The organism is Acetobacter sacchari (assembly GCF_017377715.1).
Classification (GTDB): Bacteria; Pseudomonadota; Alphaproteobacteria; order Acetobacterales; family Acetobacteraceae; genus Acetobacter; species Acetobacter sacchari.
Genome location: NZ_JAFVMF010000023.1, coordinates 1 through 22,029, shown reverse-complemented (window position 1 = coordinate 22,029; position 22,029 = coordinate 1). Strand labels below are relative to the sequence as shown.

Here is a 22,029-nt window from a genome sequence, read left to right as displayed (position 1 = left end):
AGTAAGAAAAACAACATGTCGGCGGCCGAGAGCCGACTTATCAGGAAGCAGGACCATGTCTCTAGAACCGTTCAATTTATATCCTGATTTTAATATCGTTCGTCTTAGTCATGTCAATTTTTCAGTGACCGATCTCGCTCGCAGTCGGGCGTTCTACTCGGACACTCTGGGGTTGCAGATCACGGACGAAGACAGCGAACATATCTACTTCCGGGCGATGGAGGAACGGGGACACCATTGTATGGTGCTGACAAAAAGCGACGTCGCCGAAGTTAGGTCCCTGTCGTTCAAAGTTTTTTCTGAAGTGGATCTGGATAAGGCGGCTGAATATTTTCGCGCGCTGGAGCACTCGGTGGAGTGGGTTGACAGGCCTTATCAAGGTCGCACGTTCCGTACGCATGACAACGCCGGAATTCCGCTTGAGTTCTATTTCAAGATGGATCGATTGGCGTCTATCCATCAAAAATACGCCCTCTATCACGGCGTGAAGCCGCTGCGCATAGATCATTTCAATTGCTTCTCGAGCGACGTCGACAAATCCGTTTCATTTTACAACAAAATGGGCTTCAGAACCACGGAATACACGGAAGACGAAGAGTCTGGTCGGTTGTGGGCGGCATGGATGCACCGGAAAGGCGGCGTTCACGACATGGCCTTTACCTGTGGCAGGGGGCCGCGACTGCATCATACGGCATTCTGGGTTCCAACTCCGCTCAATATCATTGATCTGCTTGATCTTATGGCTACGACTGGTTATGTCGCGAATATCGAACGTGGCCCTGGCCGGCACGGCATATCTAACGCCTTCTTTCTATATGTTCTTGATCCAGACGGTCACCGAATTGAAATTTACTGTTCAGACTATCAGACGGTGGATCCGGATAACGAACCAATTCGCTGGAATCTGAAAGACCCTCAGCGGCAGACGCTTTGGGGAGCTCCGGCCCCCCGGTCGTGGTTCGAGCACGGTAGCTTGTTTTCAGGCGTTAGCGTCGAAGAGCCGGTTGTGACGGCGAGCCCGATTATCGCCCCATAATTAGGACAATGGTTATGGAATTGCGGGATCCTTCTCTGCTGCGTGAAGCGGCCTTGGTTGCCGGACATTGGATTGAATCGCGGCCGAAATCTGGCCGCACAATTTTCAATCCCGCTACCGGGGATGCGGTAGGGCGGGTTCCTGAGATCAGTGACATTCAGGTAAACGAAGCGATAGATGCTGCGACGGTCGCCCAACGGGCATGGGCCCGCGTCACGGCGGGTCGGCGGGCCGAGATATTGCGGCGTTGGTATCAACTGATCCTTGAAAACAAAGACGACCTTGCACTGATTATGACTCTGGAGCAGGGAAAGCCTTTAGCTGAAGCTGCCGGAGAGATTCAATATGGCGCCAGCTATGTTCTTTGGTTCGCAGAAGAAGCCCGCAGACTTTATGGGGAAATAATCCCTGGTCATCAGGAGGACAAACGTCTTCTGGTCATCAGGCAGCCTGTCGGTGTTGTGGCTGCTATTACGCCATGGAATTTTCCCTGTGCGATGATCACGCGTAAAGTAGCGCCTGCTCTGGCGGCGGGGTGCGCTGTCGTGCTGAAGCCTGCGGAGCAGACACCGTTTTCAGCGATCGCGCTTGCCGTTCTTGCGGAGCGCGCTGGACTCCCGGCTGCGCTGTTCAGTGTCGTCACAGGCAATGCGGTCGAAATTGGCGGGGTTATGACGTCCAGCCAGAAAATTCGAAAACTGACCTTTACGGGCTCTACTGCGATCGGTGCTCTTCTTTATGGACAATGCGCGCCGACAATAAAAAAGCTGAGTCTGGAGCTTGGGGGAAACGCTCCCTTTATTGTTTTTGACGACGCAGACCTGAATGTAGCGGTTGAGGCAGCCATATTGGCAAAATTTCGTAATAATGGACAAACATGTGTTTGTGCTAATAGAATATACGTTCAAAAAAATATCTATGATAAATTTTCCGAAACTTTCAGTGAAAGAGTTCGAGAGCTTTCCGTCGGAAGTGGTCTGGATGCGAATGTGTCGCTTGGGCCGCTTATAGACAAACGGGCCTTGTTGAAAGTGGAGGGGCACATCGCTGACGCTTGTAACAACGGAGCCGAAATTCTTGTTGGTGGGAAGAGGCACCAAAAAGGCGGGCTGTTTTTTGAACCGACGGTTCTTAAAGGCGTCACGGCCCGGATGCGTATCACGCATGAGGAGACTTTTGGTCCAGTCGCGCCGATCATCCGGTTCGATACAGAGGACGAGGCGATTTCGGCCGCCAACGATACGGAGTTTGGTCTGGCGGCGTATTTCTGCACCAACGATGCGTCTCGTGTTTTTCGCGTAAGCGAAGCGCTTGAGTGTGGAATCGTTGGCGTAAATACGGGCGCCTTGTCTACGGCAGAAGCTCCTTTTGGCGGTCGTGGAATGTCCGGCATCGGACGTGAAGGTTCGCGTCATGGAATCGAAGATTATACAGAATTGAAATATATTTGCGTTGGGTCTGTCGCTTAAGGAAGAGGGGGCGCGAAGTGACTGCTAGATTGATAACATTCTCGGCCGGTGGTGAAACTCGATACGGGCTGTGGCGTCCCGAGGGAATCACGGATCTCTCCGCTGTGTTCGGCGAGCGTTGGTCGGACCTCAGGGAAGTGATAGAAGCAGGAGCACTGACGGAGGTCGTCGAAACTGCTCCAGATCGAATTGATTTTCAGGAGTCGGAAATTACATTTTTGATTCCTGTAACAAAACCGGAAAAAATCATTTGTGTAGGAGTGAATTTTCCTGATCGTAACGAAGAATACAAGGACGGACAGACTGCCCCAACAAACCCGTCCTTGTTTATTAGATTCCCGCGGAGCTTTGTTGGTCACAAACAGGCTCTGCGACGCCCACCCGAATCGCCTCAGCTTGATTACGAGGGTGAGATTGTCGTGATCATCGGCAAGGCTGGGCGTCGAATCCCGGAGGATAAGGCGCTTGGGCATATTGCCGCGTTGAGCCTTTGCAACGAAGGCACTATTCGCGACTGGGTAAGGCACGCCAAGTTCAACGTCACGCAAGGAAAGAACTTTGACGGCACGGGCTCTATTGGGCCGTGGCTCGTTCCCTTCGTTTCTGAAGAGCAGATTCGCGATGCGGAACTGATAACGCGCGTGAATGGGGAAATCCGACAGCATGACAGAACAGGTCGGATGATTTTTTCATTCCGTAAGATAATTTCCTATATTTCTACGTTTACGACACTTGTTCCTGGAGACGTTATCGTCACCGGGACGCCGACAGGCGCTGGCGCGCGTCTGGAACCGCCTGTGTGGTTGAAACCCGGAGATGTTGTGGAAGTTGAGGCTACCGGACTCGGTCGTCTGGAAAACTCCATTGCCGATGAGGAATAGGGAGGCGACATGCTGACATCGGAGCAGATATTGTCGGCCGCTGAGTCTCTGGATGAAGCGGAACGTACCAGAAAGCAGATCGGGTTGCTTTCCCTTAAATATCCGGACGCTGCTCTGGAGGATGCGTATGCGATTCAGGATGCATGGATAAGAAAAAAAATTCTGTCAGGCCGAAGAGTCATTGGCTGGAAGATTGGCCTTACCTCTCGGGCGATGCAGTACGCTCTTGGAATTGATACCCCGGACTCGGGCGTACTTTTTGACGATATGCTGTTTGAAGATGGCGCGAGTATCGCCGCAACGCGCTTCATCCAGCCGCGGATTGAAGCGGAGCTTGCCTTCGTCTTCAAGCGGGATCTGACGGGTGACGCGATCTCTTCTTTCGACGTGCTCGCTGCGACGGACTATGTGGTCCCCGCGCTGGAGATTCTGGATACACGGATATTGCGCGTTGATCCCGCCACAAAGACTCCGCGCTCCATCATAGACACTGTGTCAGATAACGCGGCGAACGCGGGCATTGTGCTTGGCGGGAACAGGCGTCACGTCGATGATGTCGATATACGATGGGTAGGAGCTATAGTTTCTCGTAACGCAGTGGTAGAGGAAACCGGGCTTGGCGCCGGTGTTCTCAACCACCCGGCGCGTGGCATTGCGTGGCTTGCGGCGCGCCTGAAACAGTATGGCGGCAAGATCGAGGCGGGGCAGGTCGTGCTTTCCGGTTCCTTCATACGGCCGGTCGAAGCCAGGCCAGGCGACACCATAGTCGCTGATTACGGGAAGATTGGAACCATAAGCTGCTTTTTTGAAAGGAACGCGTAAAGCCATGCCTGCTCCCTCAAACGCCTTCAAGGCGTCTCTAGGGGGGGATAAGCCCCTCATCGGACTCTGGCTTGCGTTGGCGGACGCCTACACGGCGGAAATCTGTGCTGGAGCTGGTTATGACTGGCTTCTTGTGGACGGCGAACACGCTCCTAACGATATTCGCAGCATCATGCGGCAACTGCAGGCCATTGCGGCGGGGCGTGGACAGGCGGTGGTGCGCCCTGTGGCGCCCGAAACATGGATGATAAAGCAGATACTCGATGCGGGCGCGCAGACGATCCTCGTGCCTATGATTGAATCGGCCGAGCAGGCGGCGGAGATGGTGCGCGCCGTGCGATATGCTCCTGCAGGGAAACGCGGTGTAGGCGCCGCGTTGGCCAGAGCATCGTCGTTCAATCGGATTCCGGATTATCTGCAAACGGCTGACGAAGAAATTTGTCTGCTATTGCAGGTGGAAAGCCGCGCGGGCCTTGCCGCGCTTGACGATATACTCAAAGTCGATGGGGTTGATGGGGTCTTTATCGGCCCGGCAGATTTGGCGGCCGACCTTGGGCGTCGCGGAAATCCGGGGCATGTCGATGTTCAGCGCCATGTTGAGGCTGCGCTCCATACCATTATGGACGCAGGGAAACCGGCCGGAATCCTGTCAAGCAATCTGTCTCTGTCGCAGCGCTATGTCGAAATGGGCGCGCGGTTCGTAGCGATCGGAAGTGATGTGGGAATACTCGCGGGCGGCACGCAAAGACTATGCGAGGATTTTCGTAAAAGCATCCTGAACGCGCCCTGATTCCTGCTCTTTGTCAGGGAGACGGTCCGGCGTCGCGATGGGACGAGGTCTGCGTGATGTGATGTGCATGTCCAGACGTTAAGATCGGCGCCTGGCGGATACAGCGGCCCGCGCTGCGGCTGACTGTGGTTTGGCGACATTGCGCTCGATGAAACTGTCACCTCAGTCGCGGGCTGCCCGCCAGCCAGATTCTACCAGATCAGCCTACTCGCCAAGACGGTCCGTGCTCTGCGAGCCACCGCCGCAGAGCGAGTATGGCCGAGAGGTCTGGCGCCAACGCGGCGTAGACGGAAGCGTCGTCTGCGCCCGCTATCAAGCGACCGCCATCATTTTTCGCCATTGCGGTGGCTTCGGGCTGGGCGGCCGCCAGTGTTGCGGCGTGCCGCCAACGCGCGGCCTGTGCGGGCGGCGTGAGCATGGGCAATACGAGCGCCATGTCGACGCACGCGGCCGCAGCTGTGGCTTTGAATGCGGGGTAAAGGGGGTGCGCGGGAGCGTGACCTCGCAACGCCTCGTAGCGGGTGGTGAAATCCTGGGCGATGGAGACGCTCGGATCGGCAGTCGGCGTGATGGCGAACAGTGGTTCGAAACCGTCTGCGGCCAAACCCTGCAACAAGTCAGGGTGGGCAGAGTCAGCGGGGAGCTGTACGACGTCGACCTCGCCGCGGCGCAGAGCCCCTATGGCCGCCTCTGCTCCACCGAAGCCGCTGATTGGAATCACGCGCATCGACAGGATCGTCAGCGCAAGCATTGTCGGCAACTCAAGTCCGTTCGGCGCGGAAACCGCGACGCGAACGGGACGGTCCTTCAGCATGGTGCGTAAGCTGCGCCGGAAGTCCACGCGACCGACGGCGATAGGGGCGCTGACGCTGAGCAGCACGGGCAGCCAGCGTTGATAGTCGAAATGCACGCGCGGATCGCCGGCCTGGGCGGCGAGAATGGCCGCGCCCGGCGCCAGCAGCGCGCTGCCGCTCTCGTCTGCGGAAGCGAGTGAGTCAAACAGGTTCGCGCCTGTCACGCCGTCCTGGCCGCCGGTCTTTCGCAGGACGATCGGGGAGTCGGTGGAGAGCGTTTCTGAAAAACTCGAGGCGATGAGCGGCGCCCAACGTGCAGGGGCTGCGTTTCCAGCCACAATCAAGGTCGGGGTGCCGATCGCGGTGGCCGCGGTGACCTGCGCGACCGTCTCGATGTCGGGGCGAGCGTGTTGCGCACGTAGAGGAGGCGCGGCGTGCAGAAGACCGCAGCGGGCGGCGGTCAACGTCCCGACGACGGCGCCGACAGTTTTCAGGACCTCGCGGCGGCCCGAGACGTTCAACGGCGGCTTTCGCTCGCGACGTCGTGGGGCTTTGCTCCCGTCTTCAGTTACGTCGTGATCGGCCTCAGGCACGTGACTCCAGACTCCCTTCATCGCTTTATCAGTTCAAACGATCGACCTTACAACCAGGTTAAAGCGTGTCTGCGGCAAAATCAGGGCCATTTCACCTCCGGCGGCAGGCTCATCAGGATGGCTTCTGTGTTGCCGTTGGTCCGAAGCCCGAACAGCGTGCCCCGGTCGTGCAGCAGGTTGAACTCGACATAACGCCCGCGTCGGATCAACTGTGCTTCGCGCTGTTCGGGAGTCCAGGGTTCCAACATGCGGGCGCGGACAATCTCGGGATAGGTCTCCAGAAAGGCAAGCCCGACGTCGCGCGTAAAGGCGAAGTCGCGTCTTGCGTCGCCGCTGCGCAGGTGGTCGTAGAAAATTCCGCCCAGCCCGCGCGGCTCCGTGCGATGCGGCAGATAGAAATACTTGTCACACCACGCCTTGAAGTGCGGATAGTACTCCGGGTCGTGGCGGTCGCACGCGGTTTCGAACCCTTTGTGAAAGCGCGCGGCGTCGTCCTGCGCCTCGGCGCTTTCGGGAAACATGGGGGTGATGTCGCCGCCGCCGCCGAACCAGCCTTCGGTCGTGACGATCATGCGCGTGTTGAAATGCGCGGCGGGAACGAGCGGACTGCTCATATGCGCCACAAGGCTGATTCCCGTGGCGAAAAAGCGCGGATCTTCGGCCGCTCCGGGAATGGTCTTGCGAAACTCGGGGCTGAATTCGCCCTGCACGGTCGAGACATTGACACCGACCTTCTCGAACACCCGCCCTCGCATAAGGCTCATAACGCCGCCGCCGCCATGGCCGCCGCTTTCGTCCTCGCGCGACCAGCTTTTGCGCTCGAAGCGCCCGGCGGCCTCCCGGCCCGGCAGGGTCTGCGTCCCGCACTCCACCGCGTCCTGCTCGATCGCTTCGAACGCGTCGCAGATCCGGTCGCGCAGCGTTTCGAACCAGCTCCGGGCCTCGGCCCTCATAGCCTCATGCGTTGCGCCGACGTTCTCGGACTGTTCCATATCGGGGCCTCCGCCTGTTTGCTCGTCCGGCCGCACGCGCTGCGTTCGCGCGGCGTCGCCAGTCACGCAAGACGGGTGCGCCATCCAGCCAATCATTGCAAGGTCGGCCTCATTGCAAGAGTGGCGGCTCGGCCGTTAAACAGTCGCGCGGGCTCTGGTCGCGCAACCGATTTCCGGTTTTTCGACTTCGAGAGGGAATGCGCATGGCGACGGCGCCTTCAGACCACGACACCGACTGCTCCGAAGGCCGTCCGGCAGGCGCGCTTGGCTGGATCGGCGCCCGACTCCCGGTGGTCGGCGCCTTTACGCGCGAATACGTGCGCTTCCCGATGCCGCGCTCCCTCAATGTGTTGTGGACGGTCGGCGCGATGCTGACGGTGGCGCTGGCGTTGATGCTGTTGTCCGGTCTGGCGCTGGCCCTTCACTACACGCCCAGCGCCGCAGGCGCTTTCGCCTCAATCGAGGAGATCGAGCGGCGCGTCCCCGGCGGCTGGCTTTTGCGCTCGATGCATATGACCGGCGCCAGCCTGTTCGTCGGCGCGTTGTATCTGCACCTGTTCAGGGGGCTTTATTACGGCTCCTACAAGGCGCCGCGCGAATTGCTCTGGCTGGTCGGCATGACGCTGTTCGCCATGGTGCTTGCCACCGCTTTCGCTGGTTACGTGCTGCCGTGGGGGCAGATGTCTTACTGGGGCGCGGATGTCGCCGGGAAGGCGATCGCCGCAGTCCCGGGCGTGGGGCCTGTCTTGGAGCGCATGTTCCTTGGCGGCGATCATCCGGGCGACGGGACTCTGCATCGTCTGTTCGTTCTGCATTTCACGCTCGCGTTCGCGGTGTTGGGCGTCGTCGGGATGCATATCGCGGCGCTGCATGTGTCCGGGCCGGGGACGCCAAGCGGCCGCCCTCCAGCAGGGCCGAGCGAGACCCTTCCGTTCCACCCGTATTTCACCGCCAAGGACGGGCTTGCGCTGGTCGTCTTCGCTCTGGCGTTCGCGGCGGTGATGTTCTTTTTGCCGAGCCTGATCGTCGAACCGGCGAATTATCGTCCCGCCAACCCGATGCGCACGCCGCCCAACATAGAGCCCGAATGGTACCTGCTGCCGTTCTATGGCGTCCTGCAGTCGGTGCCGTCCAAACTGGGCGGGCTGCTGGCGTCGGTCGGCTCCATTCTCGTGCTCTTCGCAGCGCCATGGCTTGATGTGTCGCCGCTCCGCTCCGCCCGCGAGCGTCCGGTCTACCGGGCCGGGATGGCTGCGCTGGTCGTGGCTTTCATTCTGTTGGGCATGGCTGGCGCACGGCATGTTCAGGGTGTGTGGCTATATGTCGGGCAGGCGGCCACGCTCTATTACTTCGTGCATTTTCTTGTTCTCATGCCGTTGATCTCGCGCCGCGAGATCGCGGCGGCGAAGCGCGCGCCATGAACCGACCGTCCTTTCTGCGGGGTGTGGCGAGCGCCGCGATTGTCGCAGCGCTCCTGTCTCCGACGTCGTCTCTCGCAGCAAAGGGCGAGCATGACCCTTCGCCGAAACGGGCGTGGAGCTTCGACGGACCGCTCGGCCATTTCGACCTCGCCAGCGTTCAGCGCGGCTACGCTGTCTACGCACAGGTCTGTTCCAACTGCCACGGGATGGAGCATGTCCATTTCGGCGATCTTCGCGGGATGGGCCTGAACGACCATCAGGCTGAGGCCGTCGCGGAGAGCCATACGGTTCCAGACGGCGCGGAAGGAAAGACGCGTCCTGCGACGCTGGATGACGCTTTCCCGACGCCGCCTGTGGCGCAGGGCCTGACGCCGGGCGCGGTCATCCCGCCCGATCAATCGCGGCTGGCGGTCGTCTATCCCGGCGGCCCTGATCGTATCTACGCCCTGTTGACCGGCTATGGGCCGCCGCCTGCGGGCGTGACGGAGGCAAAGGATACGTTCTACAACCGCTTCGCTCTGGGGCGGACCATCGCCATGCCGCCGCCGCTGCATGACGGCTCGGTGGTCTATGCCGACGGCACGCAGGCGACGCTCGATCAGGAAGCGCAGGACGTCACGACCTTTCTGGCGTGGGTCGCCCAGCCCCATCTCGATGAGAGGCGCCGCGTCGGAGTGCGCGTAACGCTTTATCTGCTGTTCCTCGGTTGCCTTCTTTTCATTCTCAAACGGAGAGTCTGGTCCAATGTCCACTAACGCTACGCAGAGCGTGAGCCCAGTCATCGGCGTCATAGGAGGGTCCGGCCTCTATGACATCGCCGGGCTCGAGAACAAGGAGTGGCGCAAGGTCGAGACGCCCTGGGGCGCACCGTCTGACGAACTGCTGTTCGGCACGCTGGATGGCGTGCGTTGCGTGTTTTTGCCCCGGCACGGTCGGGGCCATCCGCTGCCCCCTTCGCGCCTGAACTACCGCGCCAATGTCGCAGCGATGAAGATCGCCGGCGTCACCGACATTATCTCGCTCTCCGCCGTCGGGTCGCTGCGTGAAGATCTGCCGCCTGGGCATTTCGTCATCGTCGATCAGTTCATCGACCGCAGCTTCGCGCGCGAGAAAAGCTTCTTCGACACGGGATGCGTCGCGCATGTGTCTGTGGCGGATCCGGTCTGCCCGCGCATAGGCGACGTGGCGCAGGCGAAACTGGCTGAACTGGGCGTTCCGCATACGCGCGGCGGCACATATCTGGTGATGGAAGGACCGCAGTTCTCCACCCGCGCCGAGAGTGAACTGTATCGGAGCTGGGGTTGCGCCGTGATCGGCATGACCAACATGCCGGAGGCCAAGCTCGCCCGAGAGGCTGAGATTTGCTACGCGACGGTCGCCATGGTGACGGATTACGACTGCTGGCACGACGGGCACGACAGCGTGACGGTCGACGCCGTGGTCAAGGTCATGCACGACAACGCCGATCACGCGCGTTCTCTGGTGAAGGCGATGATCCCGGAGCTTGGCAAGGCGCGCGGCCTGTGTCCGGCTGGCTGCGACCGGGCGCTGGAGCATGCTCTGATCACGGCCCCGTCGCACCGCGACCCGGCCTTGCTGAGCAAGCTGGAGGTCGTCGCCGGGCGAGTGCTCCGGAAGCATTGATCTAACGGGCCTGCGTAGCCCGCAAGCGCGCCCGGGCACGAGCTTGCGGAGCAGTCAGATGGTTGAGCCCGGCAGGAGACGCTTAATGACAAGGGCGCTTTCGGCGGTCTTGGGGCATTCGGCAATGTCCCGGGGGCAAGTGCGAACCTATCGCCGGGGCTTTTCGATCGGGCGCCGAGGTGTCTAAAATCGTGAGTGACGATCGTTGAAGCCCGCAGCAAAGCCGTGGCGCTGATTTCACGACGTCTGAATTGGGAGAGCAGGGTTTGTCTTCAGCCACGCCGCAGGCCGTCGGGGAGAAACTGACGAGCGCCGCGATTTTCCTGACCCTTACGTTGCATCGCGGGCCCGAGCACGGCTCGATCCTGCGCGATCTTTGCGCCGATCTCTCGTCGCTCGTGCGTGGCGTAGGATTCCGCGCGCCGGACGGTCGTCTGTCCTGCGTGATGGGCGTGGGGTCGGAGGCGTGGGATCAGACTTTCGGCGCGCCTCGTCCAAAGGAACTGCACCCGTTCCGTGAAATCAACGGCGTTCACCATGCGCCGTCGACGCCAGGTGATCTGCTGTTTCATATCCGTGCCGCACGGATGGATCTCTGCTTCGAACTCGCGGCCAACATCGTCTCGCGCCTTGAGGGCTCGGCGGTCGTGGTCGACGAGGTTCATGGGTTCAAGTATTTCGACGAGCGCGATCTTCTGGGGTTCGTAGACGGGACGGAAAACCCGGTGAAGCAGGACGCCGTCGCCGCCACCATAATCGGCGACGAAGATTCGGATTTCGCTGGCGGGAGCTATGTGATCATCCAGAAATACCTGCATGATCTCAAAAAATGGGATGCGATTCCCGTTGAGCAGCAGGAAAGAATTGTCGGACGCAAAAAGCTCTCGGATATCGAGCTTTCGGAGGCCGCCAAACCCAGCTACGCGCACAACGTTTTGACGAATATCGAAGAGAACGGCGAGCAGTTGCAGATTCTCCGCGACAACATGCCGTTTGGCGACGTCGGCAAGGGGGAGTTCGGCACCTACTTTATAGGCTATGCGAAATCGCCTGCGCGCATCGAGCGGATGCTGGACAACATGTTTATCGGCCTGCCGCCCGGCAATTACGACCGTCTCCTCGATGTCAGCCGCGCTGTGACAGGATCGTTGTTCTTTATCCCGACAGCGGATTTTCTGGACGCCACGTCTGCAGACGCAGAGCCCATCTCGGCCGAGGACGTTCAGGACGCGGGCAAGGCTCCCCCCGTTGCACAGGGCGCGCCCAGGGGGTCTCTCGGTATCGGTTCATTGAAGGAAGAAATCTGACATGAATAATCTGCACAGGGATCTCGCTCCCATATCGGACGCCGCCTGGGCGGAAATCGAGGACGAGGCCTCACGCACGCTCAAACGCTATCTTGGCGCGCGCCGTGTCGTGGATGCGCCAGAGCCCAAGGGCGTCGGCTTCGCCGCAGTGACGACGGGTCACACGACGAAAATAGACGGTCCTGCGGAGGGAATCCGTGCGCTACGTCGCGAGGTTTTGCCTCTGGTGGAGCTTCGTATTCCGTTCTCCCTGAGTCGGGAGGCGATCGACGATGTCGAGCGCGGGTCACTGGACTCCGACTGGCAGCCGCTGAAGGATGCGGCGAAGAAGATCGCTTTTGCAGAAGATCGCGCTGTGTTCGACGGTTACGCCGCCGCAGGGATTCAGGGCGTCCGTGAGGGAACGTCGAACCGCAAGCTCACCCTGCCGACATCCGTCATGGACTATCCGCGGGTTATCGCTGATGCGCTGAACGAATTGCGCCTCGCGGGCGTCAACGGGCCCTACGCCGTCGTTCTTGGCGAAGCCGCCTCCGCCGCCGTCAGCGGAGGGAACGAGGAGGGGTATCCCGTTCTTCGCCACATCGAGCGCCTCGTTGAGAACAAGATCGTTTTCGCTCCTGCGATCGAAGGGGTCTATGTTCTTTCAATTCGCGGCGGCGACTTCGAACTGAATATCGGGCAGGATCTGTCCATTGGCTACAGCAGTCATTCGGCGGAATCCGTCGAGCTGTATCTGCAGGAGAGCTTTACATTCCGTGTTCTGACCAGTGAAGCGTCCGTCGCGATTCTGTCGGCGACGGGCGAGTAGCATCGCGAAATGGCTTCCACTCTCTCCGCTCTCGGCGGAGGGAGCATGGACAGTCAGGAAGACAGACGCAGGACGCTCGCCCGGGCGGCGTCGTGGGCGAGCGGATATCCGAACCGCTCCGCATGACGCTCGGCGAACGCCTGCCGCTCCAGTCGTTCGCAATAATCGAGATAACGGATCAGAGCCCGCTCCGCACGAGGCGTTCGTCCATATTGTCGCTTGTAATGACGCCACAGCATCAGGACATTGACCGCCCACGCGTCATAGCTGTGCTCGTTCAGCCTTCTGCGGACGGTGCAGGGCAGTGCGTCGAAAGCGTCCCAGTCGTCGCCTTCATATCGCCGCCACATCTCGCCTCGTAGCGTGCGTTCATTTGAGCGTCCAGGATCAGGCATCCTCGAAGGCCTCCTCCTGCTCGCGACACCAGATCGGGAATGGGTCGGGCAAATGCGCGTAAAGCAGCGGGTCGAAGCGCCCGGCGTCCAGCTCCGGGATCAAGGCCGCGTCGAGCGCCTTGCGGATTGCTACCTCGTCCATGGCGGACGTGCCGATGAATACGATCTCCTGCCTGCGGTCCGCGTATAGCGGGTCCCATTTGGAGAGGATCATGTCTTCCCACTCAGAGCTTTCGGGCCATTGGCTTTTCGGGATCGCTCCCCACCAGAAGCCCAGAGCCTGGGTGCGGACCATTGGGCCCGCCTGGCCGAGTTCGCCAACCCATTCCGGGCGGGTGACCAGCCAGAAGTGCCCCTTGGCGCGAATGACGCCGGGCCATGAAGCGTCGATGAACGCCTTGAAGCTCTCCGGGACAAACGGTCGGCGGGCGCGGTAGACGAAGCTGCGGACGCCGTATTGCTCGGTTTCTGGAACATGATCCTGAAATTCGAACAACTCCTTGTACCACAGAGGATGTTTTTGCGCCATTTCGTAATCGAAGCGTCCGGTGTTCAGGACGCGGTCCGGCGCCACGACGCCCATGTCCGTCTCGATGACATCAGCGTCCGGGTTCAGGCTGCGAATAATCTGTCTCGCCGCATCCTGCTGCTCAACTGTTGCGGCCGATATCTTGTTCAGAATAACGATGTCCGCGAACTCGATCTGCTCCACAAGAAGATCGACAAGTGTACGGTCGTCTTCCTCTCCGGCGCTCTCGCCTCTCTCACGCAGGAAGTCGGACGAACTGTAGTCGTTCAGCAGGTTCGCGGCGTCAACGACCGTCACCATGGCGTCGAGGCGGGCAATGTCGGACAGGCTGTACCCGGCTTCGTCTCGGAATTCGAATGTCGCGGCGACGGGGAGAGGCTCCGAGACTCCAGTTGATTCTATCAGGAGATAGTCGAATCTCTTCTCTTCGACGAGTCTTCGCGTCTCCTGCAGGAGATCGTCGCGCAGGGTGCAGCAGATGCAGCCGTTGCTCAGTTCGACGAGTTTTTCGTCCGTGCGGGACAGCGCGCCGTTTTCTCGCACCAGATCGGCGTCGATATTCACGTCGCTCATGTCGTTGACGATGACGGCGACTTTCAGCCCCTGCCTGTTGTTCAGGATATGGTTGAGCAGCGTGGTTTTTCCGGCGCCGAGAAAGCCGGACAGAACTGTGACGGGAAGGCGGGACGTCATGGGGTCTGATCCTACTGTTGCGCCGAAGGTGAGCGTCATGTTATGTTATAACATAACAAATGCGGGAAACTCAAATGCGCTCCGGATGCACGACACAGCGACGGTTGCTGGTTCCTTCGTCGTTGCGCGAGATAGAGCGCCCGGCTTGTCATCTGGCCCACTTACCGCGCGTTCTGGATCAAAATCTTGCTAGGGCTGTATTCGCCTATCTTGAGACTGGTCCGGAATTTTTCCTCGACATGGGTAGACCGGAAATTCTGGAGACCCGGCTGAGGAGCGTTGCCGGGAATGCCGCAGCATGTCTCGTCGCCGACGTTCTGGCGTTAGTGCATCACTACAGACATTTGACCGGAGAAGACGATGTGCGTCTTCGACTTGAGTGTATTGACCACGACAGTTGCCGCCGTTTTCACGTCGACAATGTTGGGTTGCGGTTGCTCTGCACCTATATCGGCCCCGGCGTGCAGTGGAAACGCGCCGATGATGACGATATTCACGAAACGCTTGCCGGAGATATAGTTATTCTTAAAGGCTTGCTCTATCCGGGGCGGGTGGCCACAGGAGCCGTGCTTCACCGGTCGCCGCCGCTTTCCGAGCTTTCCATCCCGACGCGGCGTTTGCTGCTGACCGTCGATCACGTGGGGGCATGCGGAATGGACGTTCGACAATCCGTTGCAGCGCGCACCTAAAATGTTCGTAGTCGATAGCTGGCCGGCCAGCCGGGACGATGCTGGCGCAAGGGTCACGGCGTCGTCAGATCCCGCCATCGTTGCTGACGTTTTAGGGGCATCTTCCGACATCGTGGTCTGGGGGCGTCGGGTTCCTCGAGACTGGACGGAGCATATCGTCAATGATGCGCCCGTAGACGACGGTGTGGCGTTTTCCGGCACTGTTGATCAGGCCATCTTGTTTCTTCGAGACAAGGCAAAGATTTCGAAAAATTGTCGTTTTCTGAGAGAGGATGTCGAACAGACCGTATCTCTCGTCGCCGCGTTGGCGGTCGTCAGAAAGGTACGCATAACCCTGAGGCCGTTCAGGAAAAGCTTCTCCATTCCGCTTTCTTCCGCGGCGACGTTGTCGGTGTTTTGCCTGTATGGAGACGGCGATTTTCGTCTTGCCGATCATGCGGACGCCTCTCCTTCGGATATGGTTGCGTTGGATGCATACGCGTTGGCGTTCTGCTGGCGCGCCACGCAAAAATTCGCTTCGGCGACGTTTTCGTGCATGTCGAGCGTATGTTTCGGCCTCTGTGTGGAGGCGTTGCCGGACGCTCCGGCGCTTTTCGGGGCGTGACTTGCGTCGTTCGGTATGCGGCGGCGGTGTTGCGATAGGGCTGTTTTGGAATCGTAACCGTCGACATCAGTTCTGGATTCGATCCTGGGGCGTCATCCGGTCAGACGGAATCGGCTGGTCGGATGATGCGCGCCAAAACAATGAACCGGAACCTTATTCGTGAACCCGTGTGAACAGATAAGGTGCTTGATTCTTATTTTTTCGAGGGTTTTTCCGATCCTGCGCAATCATCGGATAGCCTCACGCTCGAGTGACGCCTGCCGAGTGGCGGAGGCGTAGGATGAGCTGGAATGATGCGAATTGGGTGGGGGTACCAAAAAATGGCGGCTGGACAGCGCTTTGGTAAAGCAGACGCCCGCCAACGGGCGCCTGATTGGACCTCGATTTGCTGAGGCGCCGTAAGAGCGGCGGAAAATCCGGCGGGGTCCGTCTACTTGCCGATAAGGGCTGACACGGATCCTGCCTTTACGTTAACCGAGACTTGCGCCAGCTTCGGCGAAGATTTCGACAGCGCGCGCAATCTGCGCGCTCGTATGGCTGGCCATCACCGAGCACCGCAAAAGCGGGCGATGGTCAGGCGTCGCGGGCGGCAGGCTCAGATTGACGTAAAGCCCGAGGTCCAGAAGCCTGTTCCACAAAGCAATCGCTTCTTCGACAGTTTCCAGAGTCACCGCCACGACCGGGCTGACCTGCTGGCTGACGTTCAACCCCAGCCCCTTCAGACCCGCGTGAAACTGCGCAGCGTTTTGGGATAACTGCGTCCGCAGTTCCGGCTGGGCGACCATGTCGTCAAGCGCGGCCATCGTTGCGGCGATCACTTCCGGCGGCAGGGAGGCCGTGAACATATAGGGGCGGCACTGCAGCCGGACGAGATCGATCTCGTCGTGATTGGAGACGCAGTAACCGCCAACGGTTCCCAGACTCTTCGAGAACGTGCCGACGATAAAGTCGACATCCGCCTCGACGCCTTCAGCCTCGGCGACGCCGCGACCGGTTGGACCGAGAACACCGAACGAGTGGGCTTCGTCGACGAGGAGCGTCGCTCCGGTTTCGCGCTTGATCGCCGCCATTTCCTTGAGGGGGGCGACGTTGCCGGTCATCGAATAGATGCCCTCCACGACAACGAGCTTGGCGCCGGGCGTTCCTTCGAGGCGCCGCAGGCGTTTGTGCAAGTCGTCGGGATCGTTGTGCTTGAAGCGTATAACCTGAGCGTGCCCAAGACGGCTGGCGTCGTAGATGCTCGCATGGCTGTCGGCGTCGAGGATCAGGTAATCGTCCTTGCCGGCGAGGGTCGAGATCATCCCGAGATTGGCTTGATATCCGGTGGAGAACACCATGCAATGCTTCTGCCCGAAGAATGAGGCAATGCGTTGCTCAAGCTCCCGGTGCACGCTCTGCGTGCCGTTGGCGATACGCGATCCGGTGGTGCCAACGCCTCGCGCGCGAACGGCGTCGATCGCGGCGTCGATCGCACGCTGGGACTGGCTGAGTCCAAGATAGTTGTTCGTGCCGAACAGCAGCGTCTCGCGGCCTTCGATGATTCCGACTGTCGAGGACACGGGCCGTTCGATCATCACGTCGAACGGGTTACGGCCGCCGCCAGCGGTCAGCAGGGCGAGCCTTTGCTCGACGGTGCGGAATTTGTCGAAGATGCTCATTCAGACCTCAACCGCCGTTTTTGAGGGAGACGATACAGGTCGCAAGGTCGTCCACCGTACGGATGTCGGCAAGACGGTCGAGCGGCACGGAAACATCCATTTCGTCCTCGATCTCCATGACGAAATTCATCACAGCGAGTGAGTCGAACGCCAGATCCTCCACAATCTTGCTGGACCCGTTTATGTCGCGGGGCACCTTGGGATTGGCCAGCAGCTTGTTGACGATCAGCGCCGATACATCCTCAATTGTTTCGCTCATCGGATCACCTTTCATCATTGCTGTCCGCCGCTGCGCGTCGGCGTCTCATTTGTCGTGGACGGCCGCCGCGTCTCGCCGTGCGAGCCGAGGGCGGTCGTTATGGCTTAAAAGCTGATGGCTGGCCAGAAGTGGTCCGGCACTGCGCGCGCGTCATGCGCGCGGCGCATCACGCGGCGTTGGCTGTTTCGTCGCGGGGATCGAAAGCGCCCGATAGCAGCATGGTTTTCGCCTTTGCCCGGGTCAGCTTGCCGGAGGATGTCTGCGGCAGGGAGTGTGGGGGCACCAGCACGACATTGACGTCGACGCCGTGCAAACGGCGAAACAGGCTTGCGACGCGGTCGCGCAGTTCTTCCCGCGCGTCATCGGTGGTCGCGCGGCATTGCACGAGCGCCACCACTTTTTCTCTGTCGTCTTCCTCTATCGAGAATACGGCGACGTCGCGGCTGCGAAGCGTCTCGATCTCGGTTTCGGCGCACCATTCCAGATCCTGCGGCCAAATGTTGCGGCCGTTGATGATGATCAGGTCTTTGGCGCGGCCGGTGACGACGATTTGCCCGTCTTTCATGTAGCCAAGGTCGCCGGTGTTCAGCCAACCGTCGGCGCTTAACGCCTCGGCGGTTTCCACGGGCAGGCGGAAATATCCGCTCATCAGGCTCGGCCCGCGCACGTAGATCGCGCCGACTGTCCGTTCGGGCAGAGCCGAGCCGTCCGGGCCGCGAACTTCCATCTCGTGCCCAGGCAGGACGCGGCCGCATAGCATGAACGTACGCAGGGAAAGGGAAGGATCGTTCGCGGAAATCGCCACGCCATCGGACTCCAAACGGCGCAGATCGACCGTGTCGGTCTGGATGCCGTTCCCCAGTGGAGCGAAGCTGATGGCCAGGGTGGCTTCGGCCATGCCGTAACTGGCGACGAAGGCCCGCTGATCGAAGCCGACGGAGGCGAAGCGTTCCCCGAAATCTTCGAGGATGTGCGGTCGGATCATGTCTCCGCCGATGCCAGCGATCCGCCAGCACGACAGGTCGATGTCGCCCGAACCGGATCGACGGGCGCAAAGTTCGTAACCGAAGGACGGGCTATAGGAGATGGTGCCGCGATTGCGCGAGATCAGTTCCAGCCACACGTGAGGGCGGCGGGCGAATTCGCGGGTCGGCAGCAGATCGACGGTCAGCTGGCAGGTCATGGGCGTCAGGAAAAACCCGACGAGACCCATGTCGTGGTACAGCGGCAGCCAGGATACGCAACGATCCCCGTCTTCCCGGACCTGCAGGCCGTCGAGAGCGATGGAGCGCGCGTTAGCCATGCCCGATTTTTGGGTGACGCAAACGCCTTTGGGGAAGCGTGTGCTGCCTGATGAAAACTGAAGATAGGACAGCGCTTCCGGTTTGATTGCAGGAAGCGGGCGCATTGGCGCGGGCAGGGTGGCCAGTTGGGCCGGGTTTCCCCCGAATTTCAAATCAAAGCCGGCGACAATCTCGTCGGTCCATCCGCCAATGACGTCCGGGACCACGAGAGCGGATGCGTCGGAGCTTTCGATCATGCCGCGTATGGTCGCGACATAGGCCTCGCGTCCGCCGAAGGCGACGGGCAGCGGCATGGGGGTCGCGACCAGTCCGGCGTATTGGCAGCCAAAGAAGATACGCGCGAAATCGCCGTCGCTCTCGGCGATCAGGCCGACGCGGTCGCCGGGCTTCAGGCCGAGCGCCAGCAGGCGAAGAGCCATCTCTCGCGCCTGTTCTCTGAGAGTGGCGTAGGGCAGCGCTTCAAGCAGCACGCCGCGCCCGGAATATATGTTGAAGCCGGCCGAACCTTGCGCAGCGTAGTCCAGTGCTGCGGTGAAGGTGTCGAAATCCCCGTGGCGACGCTTTTGCCCCGAGGCGCTCGGAACTGGAGCTGGCGTTGTGTTCTGGAACGCAAGATTCAAAGAAGCGTTATCCACACGAGATATGACGGTCATCAGCTGGCCATTCTTAGGTAATCGACAATTGCGTCCGCCCCGACTGGCGCTGTAGGGGCGTCGCCGCTCAGGTCGAAAGTGTCGCCTATATAGTCTTTTTGGCTGGCGATGAAATCTTCATGCGTGAAAAACGCCCGATCAATCGCCCCACCAATGTCGTCGGTGCTGTCCCTGACGTCGCCCAGCGACCAGAAACGGTAGTTCGGATCGTCCTGCCAGGCGACGTCGTGGGCGTTCAGAAACAGGCACGGGCGGGGCCGGATCAGAAACTCCGCCACCTGAGAGCTGACGTCGCCAAGATAGAGATCGGAGCCCATGGTGTAGGTCATGTCGAGGCTGCGCGGGCTGCCTGTATCAATCAGCATGTGCTCGTAATGGCCATAGGCGCGCTTTAACTGCGCAATCTCGGCGCGACGCGTGTCGAACAGACGATAATGCGGCGCGAAAACGAGGTTGTAGCGGTCCTGTCGGGCGAAATGATCAAGGATATTAAGCCCGAAGCGCGGCCACGAAGACAGTCCACGGCTGAAGTGTGGATTGTACATGACTGTTGGACGATCATTCGGGAACAGGCGGGGCCGTCCCGTCTGCATACGCTGGACCATGTCGAATTTCGCGTAGACGCCGGTCTTATAGCGGCCTGGTCGTATGGACCCGTCGGCGAGCAGGCGCTGCTCGAGCTTGCGGCCCGCCATGAGAACATAATCGAACAATCTTACGTCACGAGCGAACCCGATGGCGCGGTCGCCGGCGCCGTGGCGAGTCCAGATCATCCGCGGGGTTTGGACACCGAGCTTGCGGAGATAGAGCGAAGTTCTCTCTGGAACCACTATACCCTGAAATGTAGAGAAATAATTCTTGTTATAAAACAGGCTCGCAAACTTCGAAATAACGGAGTGTCCGTGCTTCTCAACCTGCCTGCGGATCAAGTTTGGCAAGTGTAGAAGCTCGAATCGTACCTGTGCCTCCGGGTAAAACGAGGCAAGGAACTTCGCGTAGTCCAGGTGCTTTTCAGTCGCGCAGGCGACATGGACCTCCACGCCGGGGTGGCGGCTGGCGGTCTCCATGGCGATCGGGAGGGAATGAAGCGTCTGGTGAGGTTGCGCTATATAGGGAAAAAGTAAACGCATCAGTAGGTTACGCACTATCCTTTGGGGGCGCGTCTACGCTCGTCGGCTTTGAGCCGCTCAGTCGCCAGACAAATCCCAGTTGCATAAGGACAAGAAATACGGTGGCTCCAAGTATCGCCGGGCCCGCTCCATCAAGACCGTACCACTCGGTCGTCAGCACGAGAAGTGGCAGATAAAGCATGGCGTCCAAGCCCCGGGCGATGATCACGGCGCCAATCCGGCGCATCGTGAACAACAGAGGCTCAAGCGGCAATCCCCATATGGCTACGACCTCGGCTCCAAGCAACCACATCGTGAGGGGTAGGGCGTCTGCTCCATTCGGTCCGATTACGATCTGCAGGATCGGTCCTCCGAGAAACCATGCGAAGCACAGCAGCGCGCTTCCCAAGGCTCCGGCGGCAAGGGCGGCGCGCACAGCCAATACATACAGATGCAATGTATCCCGTTTATTCCAGAGTCGGGTCATCTCCGGGTACAGCGTCGACTGCACGAGGGTCGCGGGCTTCGCGATGCCCGCGGCGATCTGGCTTCCGACACGATAGTAGCTGGCGCTCACCGGCCCCAGCATCCCGCCGATCACCAGAGTGCCGATATGTCCAAAGGCGAGGGTCAGCGTCGAGTTCAGGTTGGTTGTCAGTGCAAAGCGCCAGACCCCGGGAAATGCACGACTGATCTCACCGCGAAACAGGTCTTCAAAAATTTGCCCCGGGCGCTCCAGAAGGCCCCTCAGTAGATCTCTTTTCGCCAATTCCAGCGTAGCGAACCCGAACAACGTCACGCAGGATGCCACTTCCGCCAGCATCCAGACTGCAGCCATTGCGGTCACGCTGCCGCCCCCCGCCCATAATATGAGTGTCCCAACCAGCCGTACCACGGTGGCCACGACGCTTTGCGCCGAAATCAGGCTGTATTTGTTCAGAAGCCTGAGTACGCCGACTGGAGTGGCCGAGGCCATGAAGAATATGCTCGTGGCGTATAACGGCCCCAGAAGGGAGAGCGAGTTCGGCCAGCCGAGCCACTCGCGTCCCAGCCACGCGAAGGCCGCGCCGATCAGAGCGCCGAAGAATCCACCGGCAATATCGAGCGTCAGGCCGAAGCGCAGAATCCGATGGAACGCGTTGATGTCGCGCCTGCCCAGAGACTCACTGCCGAAATTGAGGACCGTCTGCCACGACTGAAAGTCGGCGATGTCTCCAACCGTGCGCGCGAACGCATAAAGAAGGACGATCAGGCCGAAATCGTGGGCACCCAGTAACCGTATGGCAAGAGACGTGTGCAGCAGGGCCAGTGGTGCGTTAAGTGCGCGCCCGGCCATAAGGATGCTGACATTGCGAACGATACGCCTCTGGGGAGAGGCGTTGTCTTGTTCGGTATGGGCGTCCTCAGGGGCGTTGGCGTCGGAATGCGGTGGTTGACCGCGAGAGTTCCGGGCGTTCTGGCTGCTTTCGGTCATAATCGCCGTATCGGCCATTCGGCAGAAACGGGCAATGTTGGCCGTCCTTCCCGAGCGTTGGGGTGGCTACGACTGGCTTGAAATCGCGGTTGGCTGCTGGTT

Annotated in this window: 21 protein-coding genes; 12 read left to right on the top strand and 9 right to left on the bottom strand. The window is 60.0% G+C overall.

Features of this window, described 5'->3' with window-relative positions; translation table 11 throughout:
• Positions 1-55: 55 nt before the first annotated feature.
• The 5 genes from hpaD to hpaI are packed head-to-tail and all read left to right on the top strand — an operon-like array spanning position 56 to position 4,998.
• Positions 56-1,036 carry a 3,4-dihydroxyphenylacetate 2,3-dioxygenase gene (gene hpaD / locus J2D73_RS16950; protein WP_207883243.1) on the top strand — a complete coding sequence of 327 codons (981 nt, stop codon included), beginning with the start codon at positions 56-58 and terminating at the stop codon, positions 1,034-1,036.
• Positions 1,037-1,044: 8 nt separating this feature from the next.
• On the top strand, positions 1,045-2,505 hold the full coding sequence (locus J2D73_RS16945) for an NAD-dependent succinate-semialdehyde dehydrogenase (RefSeq protein WP_456304363.1): 1,461 nt from the start codon (positions 1,045-1,047) through the stop codon (positions 2,503-2,505).
• A 17-nt stretch (positions 2,506-2,522) separates the two neighbouring features.
• Positions 2,523-3,386, top strand: coding sequence for a fumarylacetoacetate hydrolase family protein (locus tag J2D73_RS16940; RefSeq protein WP_207883239.1), 864 nt, complete (start codon positions 2,523-2,525; stop codon positions 3,384-3,386).
• Between the two features lie 9 nt (positions 3,387-3,395).
• Positions 3,396-4,208, top strand: a complete 813-nt coding sequence (gene hpaH, locus J2D73_RS16935) for a 2-oxo-hept-4-ene-1,7-dioate hydratase (protein WP_207883237.1) — start codon at positions 3,396-3,398, stop codon at positions 4,206-4,208.
• A gap of 4 nt (positions 4,209-4,212) precedes the next feature.
• The gene (hpaI, locus tag J2D73_RS16930; protein WP_207883235.1) at positions 4,213-4,998 is read left to right on the top strand and encodes a 4-hydroxy-2-oxoheptanedioate aldolase; all 786 of its coding nucleotides are present in this window, start codon (positions 4,213-4,215) and stop codon (positions 4,996-4,998) included.
• 199 nt (positions 4,999-5,197) lie between these two features.
• On the opposite strand, the gene J2D73_RS16925 is transcribed toward hpaI, so the two are convergent.
• On the bottom strand, positions 5,198-6,385 hold the full coding sequence (locus J2D73_RS16925) for a hypothetical protein (RefSeq protein ID WP_207883233.1): 1,188 nt from the start codon (positions 6,383-6,385) through the stop codon (positions 5,198-5,200).
• An 80-nt stretch (positions 6,386-6,465) separates the two neighbouring features.
• A complete protein-coding gene (hemF, locus tag J2D73_RS16920) occupies positions 6,466-7,377 on the bottom strand; it encodes an oxygen-dependent coproporphyrinogen oxidase (RefSeq protein ID WP_207883293.1) in 912 nt (303 codons plus the stop codon).
• A gap of 197 nt (positions 7,378-7,574) precedes the next feature.
• On the opposite strand from hemF, the gene J2D73_RS16915 reads away from it, so the two are divergent.
• The 5 genes from J2D73_RS16915 to J2D73_RS16895 all read left to right on the top strand — a co-directional run bounded on the left by J2D73_RS16915 (position 7,575) and on the right by J2D73_RS16895 (position 12,560).
• Positions 7,575-8,798, top strand: a complete 1,224-nt coding sequence (locus J2D73_RS16915; RefSeq protein WP_207883231.1) for a cytochrome b — start codon at positions 7,575-7,577, stop codon at positions 8,796-8,798.
• Positions 8,795-9,553, top strand: a complete 759-nt coding sequence (locus J2D73_RS16910; RefSeq protein WP_207883229.1) for a cytochrome c1 — start codon at positions 8,795-8,797, stop codon at positions 9,551-9,553. The genes J2D73_RS16915 and J2D73_RS16910 overlap by 4 nt, the downstream gene beginning before the upstream one ends.
• Positions 9,543-10,442 carry an S-methyl-5'-thioadenosine phosphorylase gene (locus J2D73_RS16905; protein WP_207883227.1) on the top strand — a complete coding sequence of 300 codons (900 nt, stop codon included), beginning with the start codon at positions 9,543-9,545 and terminating at the stop codon, positions 10,440-10,442. Before J2D73_RS16910 ends, J2D73_RS16905 begins: the two co-directional genes overlap by 11 nt.
• Before the next feature lie 266 nt (positions 10,443-10,708).
• Positions 10,709-11,749, top strand: coding sequence for a Dyp-type peroxidase (locus tag J2D73_RS16900; protein WP_207883225.1), 1,041 nt, complete (start codon positions 10,709-10,711; stop codon positions 11,747-11,749).
• 1 nt (position 11,750) lies between these two features.
• Positions 11,751-12,560 carry a family 1 encapsulin nanocompartment shell protein gene (locus J2D73_RS16895; RefSeq protein ID WP_207883223.1) on the top strand — a complete coding sequence of 270 codons (810 nt, stop codon included), beginning with the start codon at positions 11,751-11,753 and terminating at the stop codon, positions 12,558-12,560.
• A gap of 53 nt (positions 12,561-12,613) precedes the next feature.
• Here the strand turns inward: J2D73_RS16895 and J2D73_RS16890 are convergent, their stop codons facing one another.
• Positions 12,614-12,955, bottom strand: coding sequence for a DUF6525 family protein (locus tag J2D73_RS16890; protein WP_207883221.1), 342 nt, complete (start codon positions 12,953-12,955; stop codon positions 12,614-12,616).
• On the bottom strand, positions 12,948-14,177 hold the full coding sequence (locus tag J2D73_RS16885; RefSeq protein ID WP_207883219.1) for a GTP-binding protein: 1,230 nt from the start codon (positions 14,175-14,177) through the stop codon (positions 12,948-12,950). Before J2D73_RS16885 ends, J2D73_RS16890 begins: the two co-directional genes overlap by 8 nt.
• 74 nt (positions 14,178-14,251) lie before the next feature.
• On the opposite strand from J2D73_RS16885, the gene J2D73_RS16880 reads away from it, so the two are divergent.
• Together J2D73_RS16880 and J2D73_RS16875 are read left to right on the top strand one after the other, a co-directional pair.
• Entirely contained in the window at positions 14,252-14,866 is a 615-nt protein-coding gene (locus tag J2D73_RS16880) for a DUF1826 domain-containing protein (protein WP_207883217.1), read from the top strand.
• A 1-nt stretch (position 14,867) separates the two neighbouring features.
• Positions 14,868-15,470: a hypothetical protein gene (locus J2D73_RS16875; protein WP_207883215.1), complete on the top strand. Its 603-nt coding sequence runs from the start codon at positions 14,868-14,870 to the stop codon at positions 15,468-15,470.
• 470 nt (positions 15,471-15,940) lie between these two features.
• Here the strand turns inward: J2D73_RS16875 and spt are convergent, their stop codons facing one another.
• The 5 genes from spt to J2D73_RS16850 all read right to left on the bottom strand — a co-directional run bounded on the left by spt (position 15,941) and on the right by J2D73_RS16850 (position 21,927).
• Positions 15,941-17,128 (bottom strand): serine palmitoyltransferase, encoded by a 1,188-nt coding sequence (gene spt, locus J2D73_RS16870; RefSeq protein ID WP_207883213.1) that lies wholly within the window; start codon positions 17,126-17,128, stop codon positions 15,941-15,943.
• Positions 17,129-17,135: 7 nt separating this feature from the next.
• On the bottom strand, positions 17,136-17,387 hold the full coding sequence (locus tag J2D73_RS16865; protein ID WP_026398801.1) for an acyl carrier protein: 252 nt from the start codon (positions 17,385-17,387) through the stop codon (positions 17,136-17,138).
• A 166-nt stretch (positions 17,388-17,553) separates the two neighbouring features.
• The gene (locus J2D73_RS16860; protein ID WP_207883211.1) at positions 17,554-19,344 is read right to left on the bottom strand and encodes a fatty acyl-AMP ligase; all 1,791 of its coding nucleotides are present in this window, start codon (positions 19,342-19,344) and stop codon (positions 17,554-17,556) included.
• Positions 19,344-20,474 (bottom strand): sensor domain-containing protein, encoded by a 1,131-nt coding sequence (locus tag J2D73_RS16855; RefSeq protein ID WP_207883209.1) that lies wholly within the window; start codon positions 20,472-20,474, stop codon positions 19,344-19,346. Before J2D73_RS16855 ends, J2D73_RS16860 begins: the two co-directional genes overlap by 1 nt.
• Positions 20,475-20,481: 7 nt before the next feature.
• Positions 20,482-21,927 (bottom strand): lipopolysaccharide biosynthesis protein, encoded by a 1,446-nt coding sequence (locus tag J2D73_RS16850; RefSeq protein ID WP_207883207.1) that lies wholly within the window; start codon positions 21,925-21,927, stop codon positions 20,482-20,484.
• Positions 21,928-22,029: the final 102 nt, after the last annotated feature.

Bases quoted from the DNA above. Each gene is read 5' to 3' on its own strand.
- J2D73_RS16890 (WP_207883221.1), bottom strand. From the start codon at position 12,955: ATGCCTGATCCTGGACGCTCAAATGAACGCACGCTACGAGGCGAGATG.
- J2D73_RS16875 (WP_207883215.1), top strand. From the start codon at position 14,868: ATGTTCGTAGTCGATAGCTGGCCGGCCAGCCGGGACGATGCTGGCGCA.
- J2D73_RS16885 (WP_207883219.1), bottom strand. From the start codon at position 14,177: ATGACGTCCCGCCTTCCCGTCACAGTTCTGTCCGGCTTTCTCGGCGCC.
- J2D73_RS16850 (WP_207883207.1), bottom strand. From the start codon at position 21,927: ATGACCGAAAGCAGCCAGAACGCCCGGAACTCTCGCGGTCAACCACCG.
- J2D73_RS16910 (WP_207883229.1), top strand. From the start codon at position 8,795: ATGAACCGACCGTCCTTTCTGCGGGGTGTGGCGAGCGCCGCGATTGTC.
- hpaD (WP_207883243.1), top strand. From the start codon at position 56: ATGTCTCTAGAACCGTTCAATTTATATCCTGATTTTAATATCGTTCGT.
- hemF (WP_207883293.1), bottom strand. From the start codon at position 7,377: ATGGAACAGTCCGAGAACGTCGGCGCAACGCATGAGGCTATGAGGGCC.
- J2D73_RS16880 (WP_207883217.1), top strand. From the start codon at position 14,252: ATGCGCTCCGGATGCACGACACAGCGACGGTTGCTGGTTCCTTCGTCG.
- J2D73_RS16860 (WP_207883211.1), bottom strand. From the start codon at position 19,344: ATGACCGTCATATCTCGTGTGGATAACGCTTCTTTGAATCTTGCGTTC.
- J2D73_RS16905 (WP_207883227.1), top strand. From the start codon at position 9,543: ATGTCCACTAACGCTACGCAGAGCGTGAGCCCAGTCATCGGCGTCATA.
- J2D73_RS16895 (WP_207883223.1), top strand. From the start codon at position 11,751: ATGAATAATCTGCACAGGGATCTCGCTCCCATATCGGACGCCGCCTGG.
- spt (WP_207883213.1), bottom strand. From the start codon at position 17,128: ATGAGCATCTTCGACAAATTCCGCACCGTCGAGCAAAGGCTCGCCCTG.
- hpaH (WP_207883237.1), top strand. From the start codon at position 3,396: ATGCTGACATCGGAGCAGATATTGTCGGCCGCTGAGTCTCTGGATGAA.
- J2D73_RS16945 (WP_456304363.1), top strand. From the start codon at position 1,045: ATGGTTATGGAATTGCGGGATCCTTCTCTGCTGCGTGAAGCGGCCTTG.
- J2D73_RS16855 (WP_207883209.1), bottom strand. From the start codon at position 20,474: ATGCGTTTACTTTTTCCCTATATAGCGCAACCTCACCAGACGCTTCAT.
- hpaI (WP_207883235.1), top strand. From the start codon at position 4,213: ATGCCTGCTCCCTCAAACGCCTTCAAGGCGTCTCTAGGGGGGGATAAG.
- J2D73_RS16915 (WP_207883231.1), top strand. From the start codon at position 7,575: ATGCGCATGGCGACGGCGCCTTCAGACCACGACACCGACTGCTCCGAA.
- J2D73_RS16865 (WP_026398801.1), bottom strand. From the start codon at position 17,387: ATGAGCGAAACAATTGAGGATGTATCGGCGCTGATCGTCAACAAGCTG.